This is a genomic window from Methylobacterium bullatum, from assembly GCF_014845095.1.
GTDB lineage: Bacteria > Pseudomonadota > Alphaproteobacteria > Rhizobiales > Beijerinckiaceae > Methylobacterium > Methylobacterium bullatum.
Genome location: NZ_NKUG01000055.1, coordinates 1 through 19,420, shown reverse-complemented (window position 1 = coordinate 19,420; position 19,420 = coordinate 1). Strand labels below are relative to the sequence as shown.

At 66.8% G+C, this 19,420-nt stretch carries 19 protein-coding genes; 12 read left to right on the top strand and 7 right to left on the bottom strand.

Annotation, left to right across the window (positions count from 1 at the left end; genetic code table 11):
* Window positions 1–22: 22 nt before the first annotated feature.
* From topA to folK, 12 genes are all read left to right on the top strand, one after another.
* On the top strand, window positions 23–2,791 hold the full coding sequence (topA, locus tag MBTS_RS08740; RefSeq protein ID WP_192215428.1) for a type I DNA topoisomerase: 2,769 nt from the start codon (window positions 23–25) through the stop codon (window positions 2,789–2,791).
* 191 nt (window positions 2,792–2,982) lie between these two features.
* Window positions 2,983–4,596: a sensor histidine kinase gene (locus MBTS_RS08735; protein ID WP_056149543.1), complete on the top strand. Its 1,614-nt coding sequence runs from the start codon at window positions 2,983–2,985 to the stop codon at window positions 4,594–4,596.
* Window positions 4,593–5,297 carry a response regulator transcription factor gene (locus MBTS_RS08730; RefSeq protein ID WP_018043603.1) on the top strand — a complete coding sequence of 235 codons (705 nt, stop codon included), beginning with the start codon at window positions 4,593–4,595 and terminating at the stop codon, window positions 5,295–5,297. Before MBTS_RS08735 ends, MBTS_RS08730 begins: the two co-directional genes overlap by 4 nt.
* 181 nt (window positions 5,298–5,478) lie before the next feature.
* Window positions 5,479–5,568, top strand: a complete 90-nt coding sequence (gene pqqA / locus MBTS_RS08725) for a pyrroloquinoline quinone precursor peptide PqqA (protein WP_018043604.1) — start codon at window positions 5,479–5,481, stop codon at window positions 5,566–5,568.
* A 44-nt stretch (window positions 5,569–5,612) separates the two neighbouring features.
* Window positions 5,613–6,512, top strand: coding sequence for a pyrroloquinoline quinone biosynthesis protein PqqB (pqqB, locus tag MBTS_RS08720; protein WP_192215427.1), 900 nt, complete (start codon window positions 5,613–5,615; stop codon window positions 6,510–6,512).
* 148 nt (window positions 6,513–6,660) lie between these two features.
* Window positions 6,661–7,737: a pyrroloquinoline-quinone synthase PqqC gene (pqqC, locus tag MBTS_RS08715; RefSeq protein ID WP_018043606.1), complete on the top strand. Its 1,077-nt coding sequence runs from the start codon at window positions 6,661–6,663 to the stop codon at window positions 7,735–7,737.
* Window positions 7,734–8,891 carry a pyrroloquinoline quinone biosynthesis protein PqqE gene (pqqE, locus tag MBTS_RS08710; protein ID WP_056149546.1) on the top strand — a complete coding sequence of 386 codons (1,158 nt, stop codon included), beginning with the start codon at window positions 7,734–7,736 and terminating at the stop codon, window positions 8,889–8,891. Before pqqC ends, pqqE begins: the two co-directional genes overlap by 4 nt.
* Window positions 8,888–9,601, top strand: coding sequence for a hypothetical protein (locus MBTS_RS08705; RefSeq protein WP_192215426.1), 714 nt, complete (start codon window positions 8,888–8,890; stop codon window positions 9,599–9,601). Before pqqE ends, MBTS_RS08705 begins: the two co-directional genes overlap by 4 nt.
* Window positions 9,582–9,950, top strand: coding sequence for a hypothetical protein (locus MBTS_RS08700; protein WP_056149551.1), 369 nt, complete (start codon window positions 9,582–9,584; stop codon window positions 9,948–9,950). Before MBTS_RS08705 ends, MBTS_RS08700 begins: the two co-directional genes overlap by 20 nt.
* A 212-nt stretch (window positions 9,951–10,162) precedes the next feature.
* On the top strand, window positions 10,163–10,999 hold the full coding sequence (folP, locus tag MBTS_RS08695) for a dihydropteroate synthase (RefSeq protein ID WP_147833040.1): 837 nt from the start codon (window positions 10,163–10,165) through the stop codon (window positions 10,997–10,999).
* Window positions 10,996–11,373: a dihydroneopterin aldolase gene (folB, locus tag MBTS_RS08690; protein WP_056149555.1), complete on the top strand. Its 378-nt coding sequence runs from the start codon at window positions 10,996–10,998 to the stop codon at window positions 11,371–11,373. The genes folP and folB overlap by 4 nt, the downstream gene beginning before the upstream one ends.
* On the top strand, window positions 11,370–11,843 hold the full coding sequence (gene folK, locus MBTS_RS08685; RefSeq protein ID WP_147833041.1) for a 2-amino-4-hydroxy-6-hydroxymethyldihydropteridine diphosphokinase: 474 nt from the start codon (window positions 11,370–11,372) through the stop codon (window positions 11,841–11,843). The genes folB and folK overlap by 4 nt, the downstream gene beginning before the upstream one ends.
* A gap of 11 nt (window positions 11,844–11,854) precedes the next feature.
* On the opposite strand, the gene MBTS_RS08680 is transcribed toward folK, so the two are convergent.
* From MBTS_RS08680 to MBTS_RS08650, 7 genes are all read right to left on the bottom strand, one after another.
* The gene (locus tag MBTS_RS08680; protein ID WP_192215425.1) at window positions 11,855–12,400 is read right to left on the bottom strand and encodes a L,D-transpeptidase family protein; all 546 of its coding nucleotides are present in this window, start codon (window positions 12,398–12,400) and stop codon (window positions 11,855–11,857) included.
* Window positions 12,401–12,473: 73 nt separating this feature from the next.
* Window positions 12,474–13,328 carry a rare earth element methanol dehydrogenase accessory protein XoxJ gene (gene xoxJ / locus MBTS_RS08675; RefSeq protein WP_056149559.1) on the bottom strand — a complete coding sequence of 285 codons (855 nt, stop codon included), beginning with the start codon at window positions 13,326–13,328 and terminating at the stop codon, window positions 12,474–12,476.
* Window positions 13,328–13,933, bottom strand: coding sequence for a c-type cytochrome, methanol metabolism-related (locus MBTS_RS08670; RefSeq protein WP_018043615.1), 606 nt, complete (start codon window positions 13,931–13,933; stop codon window positions 13,328–13,330). The genes xoxJ and MBTS_RS08670 overlap by 1 nt, the downstream gene beginning before the upstream one ends.
* 134 nt (window positions 13,934–14,067) lie before the next feature.
* Window positions 14,068–15,870, bottom strand: coding sequence for a lanthanide-dependent methanol dehydrogenase XoxF1 (xoxF1, locus tag MBTS_RS08665; RefSeq protein ID WP_192215424.1), 1,803 nt, complete (start codon window positions 15,868–15,870; stop codon window positions 14,068–14,070).
* Window positions 15,871–16,574: 704 nt separating this feature from the next.
* The gene (locus MBTS_RS08660) at window positions 16,575–17,324 is read right to left on the bottom strand and encodes an ABC transporter ATP-binding protein (RefSeq protein ID WP_192215423.1); all 750 of its coding nucleotides are present in this window, start codon (window positions 17,322–17,324) and stop codon (window positions 16,575–16,577) included.
* A complete protein-coding gene (locus MBTS_RS08655) occupies window positions 17,305–18,057 on the bottom strand; it encodes an ABC transporter permease (RefSeq protein ID WP_147833043.1) in 753 nt (250 codons plus the stop codon). The genes MBTS_RS08660 and MBTS_RS08655 overlap by 20 nt, the downstream gene beginning before the upstream one ends.
* Before the next feature lie 59 nt (window positions 18,058–18,116).
* The gene (locus MBTS_RS08650; RefSeq protein WP_192215422.1) at window positions 18,117–19,103 is read right to left on the bottom strand and encodes an ABC transporter substrate-binding protein; all 987 of its coding nucleotides are present in this window, start codon (window positions 19,101–19,103) and stop codon (window positions 18,117–18,119) included.
* Window positions 19,104–19,420 lie beyond the last annotated feature (317 nt).

The following is a 19,420-nucleotide window of genomic DNA, read 5'->3' as shown; positions in this document are numbered from 1 at the left end:
CTGACGAGAGGCTGATCCGCACATGAAAGTCGTCGTCGTCGAGTCGCCGGCCAAGGCCAAGACGATCAATAAGTATCTCGGCCGCGACTACGAGGTGCTCGCCTCGTTCGGCCATATCCGCGACCTTCCCGCCAAGGACGGTTCCGTCGACCCGGAGGCGGATTTCCGCATGCTGTGGGAGCTCGACGACCGCGGCTCGAAGCGCGTTTCGGAGATCGTCAGGGCACTCAAGGGCGCCGATGGCCTGATCCTCGCCACCGATCCGGATCGCGAGGGCGAGGCCATCTCCTGGCACGTGGTCGAGGCCCTCAACGCCCGCAAGGCGATCAAGGGCATGCCGATCGAGCGCGTGACCTTCAACGCCATCACCAAGGCGGCGGTGGACACCGCCATGCGCAATCCGCGCCAGATCGACCAGGCCCTGGTGGACGCCTATCTGGCGCGTCGCGCCCTGGATTATCTCGTCGGCTTCAACCTCTCGCCGGTGCTCTGGCGCAAGCTGCCGGGAGCCCGTTCGGCCGGCCGCGTCCAGTCCGTGGCGCTTCGCCTCGTCTGCGAGCGCGAGCGCGAAATCGAGACGTTCAAGCCCCGCGAATACTGGTCGCTGGTGGCGACCCTGGTGACCCAGGACGGCGCGGTGTTCGAGGCACGTCTCGTGGGTGCCGACGGCAAGCGCATCCAGCGTCTCGATGTCGGCAACGGCGAGGACGCCGCCGCGTTCAAGCGCGACCTCGAACTCGCCACGTTCCAGGTCGGCAGCGTCGAGGCCAAGCCCGCCAAGCGTCATCCGGCCCCGCCCTTCACCACCTCCACACTCCAGCAGGAGGCCTCGCGCAAGCTCGGGATGGCGCCGGCCCAGACCATGCGGGCGGCGCAGAAGCTCTACGAGGGTGTCGAGATCGGCGGTGAGACCGTGGGTCTGATCACCTACATGCGAACCGACGGCGTCGACATGGCCCCCGAGGCCATCGCCGACGCACGCCGCGTCATCGGCAAGGAATACGGCGAACGCTACCTTCCCGACGTCCCGCGCCGCTACAGCGCCAAGGCCAAGAACGCGCAGGAGGCCCACGAGGCCGTGCGCCCCACGGACATGAGCCGGCTACCCAAATCCGTAGCCCGCTATGTGGATGCGGAGCAGGCCAAGCTCTACGACCTGATCTGGACCCGCACGGTGGCGAGCCAGATGGAATCGGCCGAGCTGGAGCGCACCACCGTCGACATCGTCGCCTCCGTCGGCCCTCGTAGGATCGAGCTGCGTGCCACCGGTCAGGTGGTGAAGTTCGACGGCTTCCTCACCCTCTACCAGGAGGGCAAGGACGACGAGGAGGACGAGGACGGCAAGCGCCTGCCGCCGATGAAGGCGGGCGACGCGCTCAAGCGCGAGCGTATCGTCTCGACCCAGCATTTCACCGAGCCGCCGCCGCGCTTCTCCGAGGCCAGCCTCGTGAAGCGGATGGAGGAACTCGGCATCGGCCGGCCCTCGACCTATGCCGCCGTGCTGCAGACCCTGCGTGACCGTGAATACGTACGGATCGAGAAGAAGCGCCTGGTGGCCGAGGACAAGGGGCGCCTCGTCACCGGCTTCCTGGAAAGCTTCTTCAAGCGCTACGTCGAGTACGACTTCACCGCCGATCTCGAGACCCAGCTCGACCGGGTCTCCAACGCCGAGATCGACTGGCGCGAGGTGTTGCGCGATTTCTGGAAGGACTTCTCGGCCGCGATCTCCGGCACCAAGGAGCTCCGCGTCACCGAGGTACTCGACGCCCTGAACGACCTCCTCGGGGCGCACATCTTCCCCGAGAAGGCGGACGGCTCGAACCCGCGCACCTGCCCGACCTGCGGCAGCGGTCAGCTCTCGCTGAAGCTCGGCAAGTTCGGTGCCTTCGTCGGCTGCTCGAACTACCCCGAGTGCAAGTATACCCGCCAGCTCGCGGCCAACGCCGTTGAGGGCGAGGGCGACGGCACCTCCGGCGGCGGCCAGCCCGGCACGCGGGTGCTCGGCGACGATCCGGTCACCGGCATGTCCGTTACCCTGCGCGACGGGCGCTTCGGTCCCTTCGTCCAGCTCGGCGAAGCCTCCACCGACAAGGAGGCTCCCAAGCCCAAACGGTCGTCCCTGCCGAAGGGATTGAGCCCCTCCGACGTCGATCTGGAAAAGGCGCTGCGTCTCCTCGCCCTCCCCCGCGAAGTGGCGAAGCACCCCGAGAGCGGCGAGCCGATCCTGGCCAATCTCGGCCGGTTCGGTCCTTACGTGCAGCATGGGAAGATGTACGCCAATCTCGGCCGCGACGACGACGTGCTGGAGATCGGCGCCAACCGCGCCATCGACCTCATCGTCGCCAAGGAGCAGGGCGGCGGACGCCGCGGCCCGGCCTCCGATCCCGGCCGGGCGCTCGGCAACCATCCCGAGACCGGCAAGGCCATCGTGGTGAAGTCGGGCAAGTACGGCCCCTACGTCACCGACGGCACCACCAACGCGACGCTGCCCAAAACGCTCGCCGCCGACGACATCGCCCTGCCCCAGGCGCTGGAGCTGATCGCCGCCCGCGAGGCGGCGGGCGGCGGCAAGAAGAAGGCCCCGGCCCGCAAGACGGCGACCAAGACCGCCGCCAAGGCGGGAACGGCGAAGGCTTCCGCAAAGAAGGCGGCGGGAACCAAGGCGGCAACCGGGACGGCGGCGAAGAGCACGGCGACCGCTGCCAAGACGAGCACTCCCAAGACCACCACTCCCAAGACCACCACGGCAAAGAAGCCGGCGGCAAAGACGGCCGCACGCAAGAAGGCCTGATCCGTCGACTCGTCGAGGATGGGCGTCGCGGCTCTCTCCCCGCATGCGGGGAGAGAGGATGCGCTCCTCGCGCGTCGGCTTTTGCGAGCGGCCGGGACAAGGACCGTTGAGCGTTATGGCCCTGGACGCCGGGGCGGATTGCGCTATCGCTCGCGCCCGAGGAAACGGCGAGACACGGGCGGCCCTACGCGATGCGCTCTCTGAAGGTCCGGTTCGCGCTGCTGCTCGGCGGCGCCGCGTTGCTGGTGATCCTGGCGGCGCTCGGGGTGCTGGGCTCCATCGGCGCGGCCGAGCGCACCATCGACCGGACGCTCGCGGCGCAGGCGCGGCTCGAACTCCTGGTGGAACTGTCCGGCCGCATGACCCAGTACGGCCTCGCCGCGCTGGAGACGGTGAGCAACCCCGATGCCCAGCCCGAAGGGCTCGCCATCGCCCGCACCAATGTCGACCGGGCGCTCGTCGCCGTCGACGAGGCGCTGGGCAAGAGCATCGCCGTCAGCGACAATCCCCTCGACCGGATGCAGTACGCCGCGCGCACGCGACCGCTGGCCCAGCTCCGCTCGGCCCGCGCCATCCTCGACCGGCAGGTCTCCCAGGTCCTGCGCCAATCCGAGGAGGATCAGCGGCGCAACTCCATCCGCGGTGCCTTGAACGGGTTCGGCGCCATGACCGGCCAGCCGCTCTCCTTCCTCATCGAGGTGGAGCGCCGCTCGATGATCGCGGGTTCGGACGAGGCGCGCCAGCTCTCAGCGACCCTGCGGATCGCGTCGCTCGCCGCCGTCATCCTGGCACTGGCCCTGGTCTTCGTCCTGTACCGTGCGGTGACCCGGCCGACCTTGGCGCGGATCGAGGCGGTGCGACAGGCGGCGGGTGCCGTCGGGCGCGGTGAGCTCGACACGCGCCTCTCCGTGGCGACACGGGACGAGCTCGGCCTGCTGGTGGCGAATTTCAACCGCATGGCCGCACGCCTCGCCCGACGCGAAGGGCGGCTCGCCGCCGACCGCGCCGCCCTCGAGGACACGGTGGAGGCGAGGACCACCGACCTGCGCGCCGCCAACGAGCGCCTGGAGGCAGTGGACCGCTCGCGCCGGCGCTTCTTCGCCGATGTCAGCCACGAGCTGCGCACGCCGCTCACCGTGATCCTCGGCGAATGCGACATCGCCGCCCGCTCGGCAGGCCGGGCGGGGGTCGATTACGCCCCGGTCTTCGCCACCATCCGCAAGCGGGCGCTGCGCCTGCAGCGCCGGGTCGAGGATCTGCTGCGGGTCGCGCGCTCCGAATCCGGCCAGATCGAGCTCGACCGGCGCGCCGCAAGCGCCCTCGCCATCCTCACCGACGCCGTGGACAGCGCCGCCTCCGAGGCGGCGCGCCGGCGGGTGAGCCTCATCCTCGACCCCGCCCCCCGCGACGCGACGCTTCTCGCTGACCGGGAATGGCTGCGGCAGGTGGTGGAGAGCCTGATCGACAACGCCCTGCGGCACGCCACTGGGCTGACACGGGTGGTGGTCGCACTCGCCGTCGACGAGGCACGTTCGGCCACGATCACGGTGACGGATGACGGGGTTGGCTTTCCGGCGGCCGGTGCGGACCTGTTCGAACGCTTCCGGCGGGAAGGCCATTCGGGGGAATCGGGCTTCGGCATCGGCTTGGCACTGGCGCGCTGGGTGACGGAGCGCCATGATGGGGCGATCAACCTCGGGGCCGGCGAGGACGGGACGGGCGCGCGCGTGACGCTCGTCCTGCCCGTCCTCGACCTCGATCCCGAGGACGGACGAGAAACGAAGCGGAAGGACGGCGCCGCATGACGCGAGTGCTCATCGTCGAGGACGACAGCGACATCAGGGCCATGCTGGCGCGGGGCCTGGAGGCCGAAGGGTTCTCCGTGGGGGTGGCCGGCTGCGTCGACGACGCCCTCACCTCCGCCCGTGACGAGGCACCCGGTGCGGTCGTCCTCGACATCACCCTGCCCGACGGGTCGGGCCACGACGTCTGCCGCTCCCTGCGTGAGGGCGGCTATCCCGGCCCGATCCTGTTCCTCTCCGCCCGCGACGAGGTCCGCGACCGGGCCGAAGGCCTGGCGCTCGGGGCCGACGACTACATCGTCAAGCCCTTCGTTTTCGACGAGCTGCTGGCCCGCCTGCAGACGCACCTCCTGCGCCGCAAGGAATCGGACCAGCCGCGCACCATCGTCACCGCCGGAAAGCTCGTCCTCGATCTCAACATCCGGCAGGTCTCCCTCGGGGATGCGACCGCGCGCCTCACGCCCCGCGAATCGGAGTTGTTGGCCCTGTTGATGGACAAGGCCAACCAGCCGGTGTCGCGCGGGGACATCTTCGACAAGCTCTGGGCCGGCCAGGGCGGCCTGTCGCTGAATGTAGTCGACGTCTACGTGGGTTACCTGCGCACCAAGCTCTCGGATTTCGTCCGCTTCGGCGGTCCGGTCATCGTCACGGTGCGGGGGCGCGGCTTCATGCTCGACCTGCGGGGCCAAGATTTCCGCCATTGAGCGTGATGCGTTTTCTCGCCGTATCGCGGGACGATCCGGCAATTTATCGCTTGAAGAGTCCGGTGGAATTGTCGATATAGCTCCCGCGACAGAAATGACTGCGCCGTCAGTGTCTTAGGATCTCCTTAATACGAGATCCGGATGCTGCTGACGTCCAAGAAACATACCGAGGAGAAACACCATGACCTGGGCTGCCCCCGTCGTTTCCGAGATCTGTGTCGGCATGGAAGTCACCAGCTACGAGTCGGCTGAGATCGACACCTTCAACTGAGATATCGCGTCGCGCGTGAGGATCGAGGCAGCGCCGGTTCAGCCATGCATGTCGTGATCCTCGGCTCGGCCGCGGGCGGCGGCCTTCCCCAGTGGAATTGCCGCTGCCCCATCTGCTCGCTCGCGCGGGAGGATTCCTCCAGGGTGCGCCCAAGAACCCAGTCGAGCATCGCCGTGTCGCCCGATGGCGAGCGGTGGCTCCTGGTGAACGCCTCCCCGGACATCCGGCAGCAACTCTTCGACAATCCGGCGATGCATCCGCAGGAGGGCCTGCGTCACTCGCCGATCCATGCCGTGCTCCTCACCAACGGCGATGTCGACCACGTGGCGGGGTTGCTGACCCTGCGCGAGGGCCAGCCCTACACACTCTACGCCACCTCCGGCATCCTCGATTCCGTCAACGCCAATCGCGTCTTCGACGTGATGGCGGCCGACGTGGTGACGCGCGAGAAGATCGCCCTCGACCACGCGTTCGAACCGGTCCCCGGCCTCACCGTCACGCTGTTCGCGGTGCCGGGCAAGGTGCCGCTCTGGCTCGAGGACGAGACCATGGAGATCGGCGCCGAGACCGAGACGACGGTGGGCGCGATGATCGAGGCGAATGGGCGCCGCCTCGCCTACATTCCCGGCTGCGCGCGCGTCACGGACGGGCTGAAGCAACGCATCTCGGGCGTCGATGCGCTTCTGTTCGACGGGACGGTGCTCCTCGACGACGACATGATCCGCGCCGGGGTCGGCGTGAAGACCGGATGGCGCATGGGCCACGTGCCGATGACGGGACAGGGCGGATCGATCGCGGCGCTGGCCGAGGTGGAGATCGGCAGCCGGGTCTTCGTCCATATCAACAACACCAATCCGGTGCTGGTGGAGGGCTCCGCCGAACGGAGATCGGTGGAGGCCGAGGGCTGGACAGTGGCCCATGACGGGTTGACCCTGTCACTCTAGCCGAATGCATGGCTGGCATTTTAATGCCGTCGTCTTATATTGTGTCCAATGGGATTGTGCGTTCGCCATCCGTGGCCTTCACGGGGATCGTCGCCATCTGTAAGAAAAGTTCCGACCGTCGCCCTTCGTCGAAACGCCGAGCCACGCCATGACCGCGCCCTTCCCCACGCCCAAAACCGACGCGTCCCAGCGCCTGCTCAGCCCCGAGGAACTCGAGACGGCGTTGCGCGACATCGGCGCACGGCGCTATCACAACCTGCATCCGTTCCATCGCCTGCTGCACGACGGCAAGCTGAACAAGGATCAGGTCCGGGCCTGGGCGCTCAACCGCTATTATTACCAGGCGATGATCCCGGTGAAGGACGCCGCCGTGCTCGCCCGCATGGAGGATGCGAGCCTGCGCCGCGTGTGGCGCCAGCGCATCGTCGACCATGATGGCGACGCGCCCGGAGACGGCGGTATCGAGCGTTGGCTGAAACTCGCCGAGGGCGTCGGTTTCCGTCGCGACTACGTGGAATCGACGCAAGGGATCCTGTCGGCGACCCGCTTCTCGGTGGATGCCTACGTGCATTTCGTGAAGGAGCGCTCGCTGCTGGAGGCCATCGCCTCCTCGCTCACCGAGATGTTCTCGCCGACGATCATCTCCGAGCGCGTGGCCGGGATGCTGAAGAACTACGATTTCATCACCAAGGACACGCTGGCCTATTTCGACAAGCGCCTGACCCAGGCCCCGCGCGATGCGGAATTCGCCATCGACTACGTCAAGCAGCACGCCACCACGCCCGAACTGCAGCGTCAGGCCATGGCCGCGCTGACCTTCAAGTGTAACGTGCTCTGGACGCAGCTCGACGCGCTCTACTTCTCCTATGTGGCTCCGGGCATGACCCCGCCGGATGCCTGGACGCCCGGCACCGGCCTCGTCGCCGAAGTGGCGCAGGCGGCCGGCACCGGCACGGTCCGGTCGGGCGACGTGCCACGCCTGCCCCGTGGCGTGCGCCTGCGCCACGACGAGGTCCGCGGTCAGCATGTGCTGCTGGCGCCCGAGCGCACCTTCGACCTCGACGCCAATGCCGTGGCGGTCCTGTCGCTGGTCGATGGCCAGCGCAGCGTGCGGGACATTGCAGTGAAGCTCGCCGAGACCTTCACCGCCGACCCGGACGTGATCGAGGCCGACGTCCTGGCCATGCTCAACGACCTCGCCACGAAACGGGTTCTGGAGCGATGAACGCCATCACGCCGAATACCCCTTCCCTGCCGGCTCCGGTCGGGCTCCTCGCGGAGCTGACCCATCGCTGTCCCCTGCGCTGTCCCTATTGCTCGAACCCGCTCGAACTCGACCGGCGCTCGGGCGAGCTGGACACGGCGACGTGGCAGCGGGTGCTGACGGAAGCGGCGGGTCTCGGCGTGCTGCATGTCCACCTCTCCGGCGGCGAGCCCACGGCCCGCAGCGACATCGTCGAGATCACCCAGACCTGCGCCAAGCTGGGCCTGTATTCCAATCTCATCACCTCGGGCGTCGGCGGTGCCCTGGCCAAGCTCGACGCCCTCTACGATGCGGGCCTCGACCACGTGCAGCTCTCGGTGCAAGGCGTCGACGCGGCCAACGCGGAGAAAATCGGCGGCCTGAAAAACGCTCAGCCGCAGAAATTCGCCTTCGCCGAGCGCGTGACGCAGCTCGGCCTGCCGCTGACGCTGAATTCCGTGATCCATCGGGGTAATATCCACGAAGTCGAGGGCTTCATCGACTTGGCCGTCAAGCTCGGCGCCAAACGCCTGGAGGTCGCCCACACCCAGTATTACGGCTGGGCCTATGTGAACCGCGCCGCCCTGATGCCGGACAAGGCTCAGGTCGATCAGTCGATCCGCATCGTCGAGGCGGCGCGCGAGCGGCTGAAGGGCCAGCTCGTCATCGATCTCGTCGTTCCCGACTACTACGCGAAATACCCCAAGGCCTGCGCCGGCGGCTGGGGCCGCAAGCTGATGAACGTGACGCCGGCCGGTAAGGTGCTCCCCTGCCACGCCGCCGAGACCATCAAGCATCTCGAATTCTGGTACGTCTCCGACCATTCGCTCGCCGATATCTGGGCGAACTCCCCGGCTTTCACCGCCTATCGCGGGACGGACTGGATGAAGGAGCCCTGCCGCTCCTGCGATCGGCGCGAGAAGGATTGGGGCGGCTGCCGCTGCCAGGCGCTGGCTCTGGCCGGCGATGCCGCCGCCACCGACCCGGCCTGCTCGCTTTCTCCGCTCCATGCGAAGGTGCGGGAACTCGCCACGGAAGAGGCGGCCGAGACGCCGCCCGACTATGTCTACCGGACGATCGGCAGCAACGTGGACCGCGCTGCGCCGCCGCCCCTGAAAGAGGATGCTCCCCTGTGAAGCCCGTTCTCATCGCGTTCGCCCTGTCGTTTGCCGGTCTACCCGCCCTGGCGCAGGGCACGCCCCCGGCAGATGCCCCCGCCGTGACCAAGGCCAACACCGCCACCACGCCCAATGCCTCGGACCTGCTGTTCGAAGAGCCGCAGATGAAGAACGTGGCGCCGGGCTCGACCCTCACCTACGCGTATCTCCGGCGCAGCGGCATCTCCAAGGGTCCGTTCGGCCCGACCATGGACGACCAGATCAAGCTCAACATTGAGCCGGGCGGGGCGCCGGAGAACCGGACGATCCGCGTGCAGATGTTCTCGGGCGCGAACCGATTCCCCGCCGGCCCGTTCAACGACATGCCCGGCAACCCGGTGATGACGCTCTTCCTCGAGCATCACCTCATCGACCTCGCCAAGGTGCTCTCGGCCAACCCGCGCTACATCAAGAACGGCATCCGCAAGGCCCTGCGCGACAACGCGACCGTGACCGCGACGACCGCCACCGTGAAGGGACAGACAGTGGATGCCTGGCGCGTGGAAGTGCAGCCCTTCCTCGACGACAAGATGAAGGACCGCATGCGCGGCCTCGAGAACCTGAAATACACCTTCGTGACGTCGCCCGCCGTGCCCGGCGAACTGCTCTCGATCGAGGCGCAGTCGAAGACGGCGGATGGCGGCGAACTTCTCCAGGAGAACCTGACCTATGATCCGAACGCTGGTTAAAGGCGGCCTTCTCGCCCTCATGCTCGGCCTCGCCGGCGCTCCCGTCCAGGCGGCAGACAGCGAGAACGACTACCCCACCGAGGCGCGGGCGGATTATGTGTTCGGCTGCATGGCGGCCAACGGGCAGTCGCGGGAATCGCTTTCGCGCTGCTCCTGCTCCATCGACGCCCTCGCGTCGATCCTCACCTATGACAAATACGTCCAGGCGAGCACGGTCCTGTCCATGCGCCAGGGCATCGGCGCCCGTTCGAACGAGTTCCGCTCGACGAAGGTATTCGACGACAAGGTCGCGGATCTGCGCCGCGCCCAGGCCGAAGCCGAAATCCGCTGCTATCGCGGCGGGGTGTGATCGGCGGGATCCACCCTAGATACGGTGATCCCATTCATCCACCTCATCCCGAGGCGCTACGAAGCGGCCTCGAAGGAGCCCCCAATGCTCGCGGCGCGAGTTGGAGGCCTCCTTCGAGGCCTTCGCTTTGCTTCGGCGCCTCAGGATGAGGTGGAAGAATGGCATCGTCCTAGTCTACAGCATAGAGATCGATCCCTCGTCGAAGAGCCCCCGTGACGTCTTCTCCTCCGATCCTGAAAGCCCTCCTGCCCGGTCTCGGAGAGCGCGTGCTCGTCATGGGCATCCTCAACGTCACCCCGGATTCCTTCTCGGACGGGGGGCGTTTCGAGAATGTGGAAGCGGCGCGCTCCCAGGCCGATGCCCTCGTGGCGGAAGGAGCGGCCCTGGTCGACATCGGCGGGGAATCGACGCGCCCGGGTCATACGCCCGTCTCGGCGGAGGAGGAGCAAGCACGCATCCTTCCCGTCATCCGGGATCTCGCCCCGCGCCTTGCCGTCCCCATCTCGGTGGACACCTACAAGGCGTCCACCGCCGATGCGGCGCTGGCTGCCGGCGCGCGCATCGTCAACGATGTCTGGGGCCTGCAGCGCGAGCCCGACATCGCCCGCGTGGCCGCAGCCCATGGTGCGCCGGTCATGGTCATGCACAATCGCGAGACCATCGATCCCGCCATCGACATCGTGGCCGACATGTTGCGCTTCTTCGAGCGCTCCCTCGACATCGCCCGCCGTGCCGGCATCCCGGACGCGGACATCGTGCTCGATCCGGGGATCGGTTTCGGGAAGAGCTGGGCCCAGCATCTCGAAGCCCTGAGGCGCCTGCCGGAACTCAAGGCGCTGGGCTTTCCCGTCCTCGTCGGCGTCTCGCGCAAATCGATGCTCGGGCGCCTGCACGATGCCGAGACGAAGCCGGTGGACCGCCTGATCGGCTCGCTGTCGAGCCATGTCCTCGCCGCCACGCTGGGGGCCGACATCGTCCGCGTCCACGACGTGGCTCCCCATGTCGACGCCCTCCGCGTGGTCGACGCCGTGATGCGGACAGCCTCATGACCGACCGCATCCTCGTCGAACGCATCGCCGTCTTCGCCTATCACGGCCTCCTCGAAGAGGAAGCGCGGATCGGCCAACGCTTCTACATCTCCCTCGACTGCCGGATCGACCTGCGGCCGGCGGGCCTGTCGGACGACATGGCGAAGACCGTGAGCTATGCCGATCTCACCGAGATCGTCGTGCGCATCGCCACCACCCGGCGCTTCGCCCTCATCGAAGCTCTGGCCGAGGCCATCGCTGCCGAGATCCTCGAGCGATTCGAGGGCGTAGACAGCATCGTCGTGCGCGTCGACAAGCCGAGCGCGCCGGTCCCGGCGGTGATCGACGGCGTCGCCATCTCGATCTTGCGCAGCCGCGCGGGACTGGCACGATGAGTACCGCCTATCTCGGTCTCGGTAGCAATATCGGTGACAAGGCCGCGACCATCGCCGAGGCAATCCGACGGCTCGAAGCCAGCCCGGGCATCCGGCTCACGGCACGCTCCAGCGACTACCGCACGCCTCCCTGGGGCGATACGGACCAGGACTGGTTCCTCAACGCGGCCATCGCCGTCGAGACCGACCTGACCCCGCACGACCTGCTGGAGACAGGCCTCGCCATCGAGACCGCCATGGGTCGGGTGCGGGAGCGGCGCTGGGGACCGCGCGTCATCGATATCGATGTGCTCTCGTATGAAGGGGCGGCGATCTCGGACGAGCGTCTCGTCCTGCCGCATCGTTTCGTACGGGAACGCGCCTTCGTCCTGATTCCGCTCGCCGAGATCGCCCCGAATCTCGTCATCGGGCCGGAGACCGTGAGCCAGGCCCTGTCGAAGCTCGACACCGCCGGCATCGTGCGGGACTAAAATCCGGCCGCTCAGGGCCGCAGTTCGACGGGCGTCCCCACATCCACCCGCGCGTAGATGGCCGCCATCTCGTCATTGGCGACGCCGACGCATCCGCTGGTCCAGTCCTTGAGCCGGTGCAGCCGGCCGAGCCAGGACAAGCCGTTCATGATCCCGTGGATCATGATGTCGCCGCCCGGCTCGTAGCCGCCGTCACGGGCGGCTTTCGTATCGGCCTCGTTCGGATAGGACACTTTCAGGGACAGATGGGCAACGCTGAGGGGGTTGCGATAGGCGATGGAATAGAGCCCCTCCGGCGTGCGCCCGTCACCTTCCCGCTGCTTGTGGCCGATGGGAGAGAAGCCGAGGGAGACGGGATAGGTCGCCAGGACTCGCCCTTCTCGGAACAGGGTCAGGCGCCGGGCCGACTTCTCCACGAGGACGCGGTCGGCGCGCTCGGTCTCGGCGACGAGATCCGGAGCGACGCGGCCGATCTGGGCGCGATCGGCCGCCACGATCCCCACCCCGCCGATGGCGACAAGAGCTACGACCGTAAGGCCGATCCGCCATCGCTCCATCGCCACCCCTCCCCTAGATCTCGGAGGCTCTTAGCAAACTCCACCGATCGTGACGACCGGCCCCGGCCCGATCTCAGGGCGCGGCCGGCTCGAGGAGCTTGTTGCCTTCGTCCTCCAGCAACGGGACATCGTAGTCGCGCAGGACTTTCTCGATATCGGCCCGGCGTTTGCGCAGGATCGTGTTGAGGCTGCGCTTCCAGTCGTTCTCCTCCATCCGCACGCCCATGGCGATGCGGAAGGTGAGAGCAGGACGATCCGGCTCTTGCAGTAGCGGTACGACCTTCATGGCGACACCGCTCTGCTTGGCGAGCCAACCTGCGGCCGGCCCCCACAGGATCGCCGCGTCGATCTTATTCTCGGCGAGATCGCCGATGACCTCGGCGGAGACAGTCTGGTACTTGCGCGAGGGATCGAGCTGGTAGGGTGCGTAGGCCTTCATCGACGCGATGAGGCCGACCTCGCCCATCCGGTTCACGGGCGGCGTGCCACCGATGACGCCGATGGCCTTACCCTTGAGCTTCGGGTCGTCGAGCTTCGTCACGCCCTCGAGATCACCGTCGCGGGTGACCAGGGCGTAGCTGGAGCGATAATAAGGGTTGGTGTGCTGGACGAGTTCTCCACCGGCGGCCGAACCGATGATCAGGTCGCACAGGCCGGTGCCCAGCGTATTGCGGACGAATCCAGGCCCCTGCGTCAGCCAGTAATAGCGGAGCTTGACCTTGAGTTCGTCGGCGAGGATTGCCGCGATCTTGTTCTCGAACCCGTCCTCCTTGCGCTGGGAGAACGGCATGTTGCCGGGGTCTCCGCAGACGCGCAGGACATCGGTGGTGACGAGATCGGGAAGCGACTGCGCAGATGCGGGGCGCACCCCTGCCGAGATCAGCAGGAGCGCGCAAACCGTCGTTGTGAAGGAGCCAAAGCGAGCCATTAGCCGCCCAGGCACTCCTTCTCGGCCTTCTTGGCGGCCTCCGGCTTGTCTTCCTTGTCGGTCGGACGCACGCGCGGCATCGCACCGGAGGCGCGGGCCTTCAGGTAAGTGTAGAGGTCGTCGGCGTAGCACATCACGTTCTTGTTATCGCCGAAGGCGGGCATCACGTTGGTGCCGCTCGAGCTGATGTCCTGCTTGCCACCGGCGATGATGCCGACGAACTCCTCGTAGGACAGGCGCTTGAGCGAATCCTTGAGGGCGGGTGCGTAGGTCGAACCCATGGCGTCGGGACCGTGACACACGTGGCACTCGGCGTGATAGCGGCGGTAGCCGGAATAGGCGTACCAGTCGAACTTCTTGCCGTCGTTGGTGATGTGGTAGGTCGGGGCGCCATCCTTGTCGAAATACTTGCCGTCTTCGACCTTCACCGCCTGATACTTGTCGATCAGCTTGGCGTCCTTCTCAGGAGCATTGGGATCGAGCTGGTTCGCCACGGCGGGATCGGCGGGCTTGGCGTCCTGGGCCTGAACGGCACCGGCGGAGGCGAATGCGAAAACGAGGGCGGCCACGAGCGGACGGATGGCGGCTTTGCTTTGGTACTGCAACGACGTTTCTCCCAGGAGCAACCGTCGACCCGTTCGGTCGACGTTCGAAGTGTTCTTAATAACGATCTAATCATAAAGGTGCCGGCGCGGAAACCCGCGCCGGCACCCTATCGTCTCAGGCTTCGTGCGACCGATTAGTTCGGGAGCGCGAAGACGGTCAGCTGACCACCGAGGTTGGTGTAGTTCGAGAGAGCAGCATAGCCACCCACCGCGCCGAGACCGGCATTCGGGTCGGTCAGACCGGCCGCGAGGCCGATGCCAGCCCAGCCACCGACACCCGACAGGATGCCGACGAACTGCTTGCCCTTGTGCTGGTAGGTCATCACGTTGCCGATGATGCCCGACGGGGTCTTGAACTTGTAGAGTTCCTTGCCGGTCTTGGAGTCAACGGCCTTCAGGTAACCCTCGAGGGTTCCGTAGAACACGATGTCGCCAGCGGTGGCGAGGGCGCCCGACCACACCGAGAACTGCTCCTGGTTCGACCACTTGATCTTACCAGCGACGCCGTCCCAGGCGATGAAGTTACCCATGCCGCCGTGGCTGTTGGGGGCCGGGTACATGGCCAGGGTCGCACCGACGTAGGGCTGACCGGGGGTGTAGGACACCCGGAACGGCTCGTAGTCCATGCAGACGTGGTTGGTGGGCACGTAGAACAGGTTGGTCTTCGGCGAGAACGCAGCAGGCTGCTGGTCCTTGGTGCCGAGGGCCGCGGGGCAGATACCCTTGGAGTTGGTATCTTCACCGTTCTGCTCGGTCGAGTACTTGGCCTGGACGAGCGGACGACCGTAGGTCTTCGAGCCCTTGTCCATGTCGACCTTGGAGGCCCAGTTCACCACCGGATCGAACTTCTCGGCGACCAGGAGCTCGCCGGTGGCGCGATCGAGGGTGTAGCCGAAGCCGTTACGGTCGAAGTGGGTGAGGAGCGGACGATCCTTGCCGTCGACCTTCTGATCCGTGAGGATCATTTCGTTGATACCGTCGTAGTCCCACTCGTCGTGCGGGGTCATCTGGTAGACCCACTTGGCCGCACCCGTGTCGGGGTTACGCGCCCAGATGGTCATGGACCACTTGTTGTCGCCCGGACGCTGCTTGGGGTTCCAGGTCGAGGGGTTGCCCGAACCGTAGTACATCAGGTCGAGCTTGGGGTCGTAGGAGAACCAGCCCCAGGTGCAGCCGCCGCCCGTCTTCCACTGATCGCCTTCCCAGGTCTTCAGCGAGGAATCCTTGCCGACCGGCTTGCCGAGAGACGTCGTCTTCTCCGGGTCCATGATCATGTCGGCATCGGGGCCCTGGGAGTGGCCGCGCCACACCTTCTTGCCCGTCTTGGAATCGTAGGCAGTGACGTGGCAGTTCACGCCGAACTCGCCGCCGGAGATGCCGACGATGATCTTGTCCTTCACGGGAAGAACGGTGGCGGTGTTGGTCTCACCCTTCTTGGGGTCGCCGTTGACGACGGACCAGTTCACCTTGCCGGACTTGGCGTCGAGCGAGACGACGGTGGTGTCGGCCTGATGCAGGATGATGGCGCCGTCGGCATAGGCCAGGCCACGGTTGACCGTGTCACAGCACATCACCGGGATGACCGACGGGTCCTGCTTGGGCTCGTACTTCCAGACGATCACGCCGTCCTTGTCGAGGTCCAGGGCGTAGACGATGTTCGGGAAGGGGGTGTGGACGTACATCATGTTGCCGACGACGAGAGGCGAACCCTCGTGGCCGCGCAGGACGCCCGTCGAGAACGTCCAGGCCACCTGCAGCTGCTTCACGTTGCTGGCGTTGATCTGGTCGAGCTTCGAATAGCGCGTGTTGGCGTAATCGACCGTCTGCAGAACCTGCTGGGCCGGATCGGCCGAGCGCTTCAGGACGTCGTCATTGGCGAAGGCGGGGGCCGAAGCCACCAGACCAGCGCCGAGTGCGAGAAGATGGACCGCTCTCATGCATTCCTCCGACAAGTCTTTGACACGCCTGGAGAGCAGCGAAACCTGCCCCCACTTGTGCGACCTGTTATTTGCGACAGGGATAGTTCACTTCGATAGAGTTTCCTAAGCGGTTGTTTCCGCGAGATTTTCGCCCAAACCACCGCTTGCTCTCCCGGTCGCCGCTACCCCTTTGCGGCGCCCCTTCGAACCGAAGCTTGAATGAACTCTAAGAAAAATCGCGGCGGCGTCAACTCGATTGAGCAAGCTTGACCTCAGGCGGCATCAAGACCTGGTGAACGAACGTCTTCGTTGACCGTGATCTGAGCGAGCGCACCCTAAAATGTTGCGCTGCAAAATCGAGAAACCTCAAGACAAAAGCATTTAAAAGACTCGGGCGCTTCTTATGCTTCACGCGCATGCAGGCCGCTTGGTATGCCAGTCACCCCCTGAACTGACGAAGATTGTTCGATAAAACGGTCGCTTCGTTCGATACGAGGCCAAACTCAAACTCCATCGGTATGAATTATCATGCAATGCTCACCGGCAAATCCTGCGCTGGCCGTGAATGTCTCGGGATCGGTTGGGCGCCATTCGATCGAGCGCTGCGTTGTCTCGCCGCATGACTGCGTAGACGCCACCGAGAGCGGCCTAAACGCCGAGCACATGTGCATAATGTCGCGTCGGCGATATCGTGCGCTTCCCCTGCCACCGAGAAAGCGCTTTCAGGCGGCGATGACGCCCGGAAAGCGATTCGCGAGATCCTCCCGCATCGCTTCCGCCCAAGCCCTATCGCGCTCGCTTCGGGGCCGGTCGAGGGCGACGGCAGTGAGCAGGCTCGCCGGGCGCGCCGAGACGAGCAGGAGCCGGTCAGCGATCTCGATGGCCTCCGCCACGTTGTGCGTGACCATGAGCACGCTCATTCCCTCGCGCGCCACGGTCGCCACCACGATCTCCCGCAGGGACGCCGCGGCCCTGTCGTCGAGGGACACGAAGGGCTCGTCGAGCACCAGGATGCGGGGACGGAGGGCCAGGGCACGGGCGAGCGCCACGCGGCGCGCCATTCCCAGGGAGAGCTTTCCCGGATAACGGCCGCGCCATGGCGTCAGCCCGAGGGACTCGAACAGGGCGTCGAGATCGCGCCCCCGCTCGGAACGGGGCAGGCCGAGGCGGACGTTCTGCTCGACACTGCGCCAGGGGAGGAGGCGCGGCTCCTGGAAGACCATGGCGATTCCGGCCTCGCGTGGGTCCGGGGTCACCGCGCCGTCATAGGCGTCGTCGAGTCCGAGCAGGATGCGCAGGGTCGTGGTCTTGCCGGCGCCCGAGGGGCCGATGAGGCAGGCGATCTCCGACCGGCGGACGACGAAGGAGAGATCGCGCACCGCCTCCACCGGCTCCGGGCCGCCGGCTCCGTAGACCTTGCTGCGGATGGAGACGGAGAGCGCGTCCGCCCTCTCAGCGCCAGCGTCGGACATGGGCTTCGAGGCGCTGGAGGATGAGGATGTCGATGGCGATCATCACGCTCATGAAGACGACGCTGTAACCGATGATGGCCGCCACGTTCAGGCTCTGGACGAAGTAGAAGTTGATGGCGAAACCCACCCCGTTCGGACGCCCGAGCAGCTCGATCACCAGCACGATCTTCCAGGCGAGGGACAGGCCGGAGCGGGCGGCGGCCACCACGAAAGGCTGGAGCTGAGGCACCAGGACGTGGGCGATCCAGGTGCGGCGGTCGAAACGGTAGCTCCGCGCCATCTCCTCGAGACCCGGATCGAGGCCGCGCGCGCCCTCACGTACGATCACCGCCACGTTGGGCAACTTGTTGAGCACCACCGCCAGCACCGCCGCGCTCTCGTTGAGGCCGACCCAGATGTAGGCCAGCACCGTGATCACCAGGGCGGGCGTGTTGAGGAGGATGAGGAGCGGCGTATCGAGGACGAGGTTGAGCGCCTTCCAGCGGCCGAGCGCGATGCCGAGCAGCACCCCGAGCCCCATGGCGAAGAAGAAGGAGACGCCCACCCGCGTCAACGTGATGCCGACGTTGCGCCAGAGGTCGCCGGTGGCGGATTCCTTCACGATGAAATCGAGGATGGCGAGGGGCGCGGGCAGAAGCCGCGATCCCGCCAGCGACGCCGCCACTTGCCAGGCCGCGAGCAGCACCAGCACGGAGACGAGACGAGTCGCCACTCCCCGAGTCGCCACTCCCATGGCGTTCGCGCCGGGCCGGGCCACGATTCAGCGTACCGCGGGGGAGGGCGTGACGCGGCTCAACCGTTTCCTGCCCCGTCGAAATACAGGCCGGCGGGCAGGGTCTTGCCCGCCCCCACCAGCCGCTCGCCGCCGAGCCTGGCCAGCACGCCGAACAGGCGCTCGCCATCCGCGCGCTCTGTGGCGAGCGGCCGGCGCGGGATGCCGGCGAGAAAATCACGCTTGAGCGCCGCAAAGGTCGGCTCGTCCTCCGCCGACATCAGCGGCCGCACCACGTCCCAGGTGGTGGGATCGTTGGCCAGCATCTCCTTGGCGGTGCGAGCGGCGCGGGCGAAGCCGGCGATGGCCTCGGCCTTGTCCGATACGGTGGCGCCCTCGAACAGGTAGCCGATGAGCGCGATGGATCCGGTGGCACCGAACGCGCGCATGATGTCGTCCGACCCGATGAGGCGGGTAAAGCCCTTCGGCTCGAGACGGGCACAATAGGTCCAGTAGAGCAGGGCCGCGTCGAGCTCGCCCTGTTCGAGCTTGAGCGCCAGGAGCGGCGGCGCGCCGTAGGCGACCTGCGCCTGCGATTCGAGATCGATGCCGGCGGCGTCCTTGGCCTGGGCCTTGAGCAGGAGCCAGTTCTTGTCCAGAGGTCCGCCGGCCACCCCGAGCCGCTTGCCGACGAGATCCTTGAGGCCGGTGATGGCGCTGCCCGCCGGCACCATCAGCGAGCCCTCGGTAGTGGAATAAGGGATGAAGCGCATCGCCCTGCCCTCGTTGCCGAGGCGCCCGGCCCAGAGCAGGTCGCCGACGATGGTGTCGACCTGTCCGCCGAGGAAGGCGATGCGGGCGGCATCGTTGCCGGCGAGCTTGACCACGTCGAGGGTGAAACCGTTGGCGGCATCGAGCCCGCGCGCCTTGATCACCGCCGCCTCCCAGGCCACGGTGCCGAAGGGCAGGCTTCCGACACGGATTGCGGGAGCGGCCGCCGCGGCCGTCACCGACCCGGCCAGAGGCCACAGCGCAGCCGTCGCGAGCACTCCGCGCCGTGACAGCATGAACGTCGTCTCCCTGGAACCGGCCCGTATCCGGCCCCGGCATCCGGGACCGACGAACTATTGTTCTTTCTTCATAGGGTCTCGCCTCCCCGGCGTCCACAGATCCGATCGGCTGCCGGAGGGGGCAGGGCCACCACGTCGCAGGCGACCACGGCATTCGCGGTTCCGGAGATCTTTGCCGCCGGCCTTGCCCGGACACGCGGCGCGTCGCAGAGTTCCTCGACCACCACCACTCATTCAAAGGACGTGCAGCCATGGCCGGATCGCGCGAAGACGCCCTCGACGACACCACCATCTCGGAGCGTCTGGCCGCCGAA

Bases quoted from the DNA above. Each gene is read 5' to 3' on its own strand.
- folB (WP_056149555.1), top strand. From the start codon at position 10,996: ATGACCGACCGCATCCTCGTCGAACGCATCGCCGTCTTCGCCTATCAC.
- pqqA (WP_018043604.1), top strand. From the start codon at position 5,479: ATGACCTGGGCTGCCCCCGTCGTTTCCGAGATCTGTGTCGGCATGGAA.
- MBTS_RS08730 (WP_018043603.1), top strand. From the start codon at position 4,593: ATGACGCGAGTGCTCATCGTCGAGGACGACAGCGACATCAGGGCCATG.
- MBTS_RS08680 (WP_192215425.1), bottom strand. From the start codon at position 12,400: ATGGAGCGATGGCGGATCGGCCTTACGGTCGTAGCTCTTGTCGCCATC.
- xoxF1 (WP_192215424.1), bottom strand. From the start codon at position 15,870: ATGAGAGCGGTCCATCTTCTCGCACTCGGCGCTGGTCTGGTGGCTTCG.
- MBTS_RS08655 (WP_147833043.1), bottom strand. From the start codon at position 18,057: ATGGGAGTGGCGACTCGGGGAGTGGCGACTCGTCTCGTCTCCGTGCTG.
- pqqC (WP_018043606.1), top strand. From the start codon at position 6,661: ATGACCGCGCCCTTCCCCACGCCCAAAACCGACGCGTCCCAGCGCCTG.
- MBTS_RS08735 (WP_056149543.1), top strand. From the start codon at position 2,983: ATGCGCTCTCTGAAGGTCCGGTTCGCGCTGCTGCTCGGCGGCGCCGCG.
- MBTS_RS08650 (WP_192215422.1), bottom strand. From the start codon at position 19,103: ATGCTGTCACGGCGCGGAGTGCTCGCGACGGCTGCGCTGTGGCCTCTG.
- folK (WP_147833041.1), top strand. From the start codon at position 11,370: ATGAGTACCGCCTATCTCGGTCTCGGTAGCAATATCGGTGACAAGGCC.
- pqqE (WP_056149546.1), top strand. From the start codon at position 7,734: ATGAACGCCATCACGCCGAATACCCCTTCCCTGCCGGCTCCGGTCGGG.
- MBTS_RS08700 (WP_056149551.1), top strand. From the start codon at position 9,582: ATGATCCGAACGCTGGTTAAAGGCGGCCTTCTCGCCCTCATGCTCGGC.
- pqqB (WP_192215427.1), top strand. From the start codon at position 5,613: ATGCATGTCGTGATCCTCGGCTCGGCCGCGGGCGGCGGCCTTCCCCAG.
- topA (WP_192215428.1), top strand. From the start codon at position 23: ATGAAAGTCGTCGTCGTCGAGTCGCCGGCCAAGGCCAAGACGATCAAT.
- xoxJ (WP_056149559.1), bottom strand. From the start codon at position 13,328: ATGGCTCGCTTTGGCTCCTTCACAACGACGGTTTGCGCGCTCCTGCTG.
- MBTS_RS08660 (WP_192215423.1), bottom strand. From the start codon at position 17,324: ATGTCCGACGCTGGCGCTGAGAGGGCGGACGCGCTCTCCGTCTCCATC.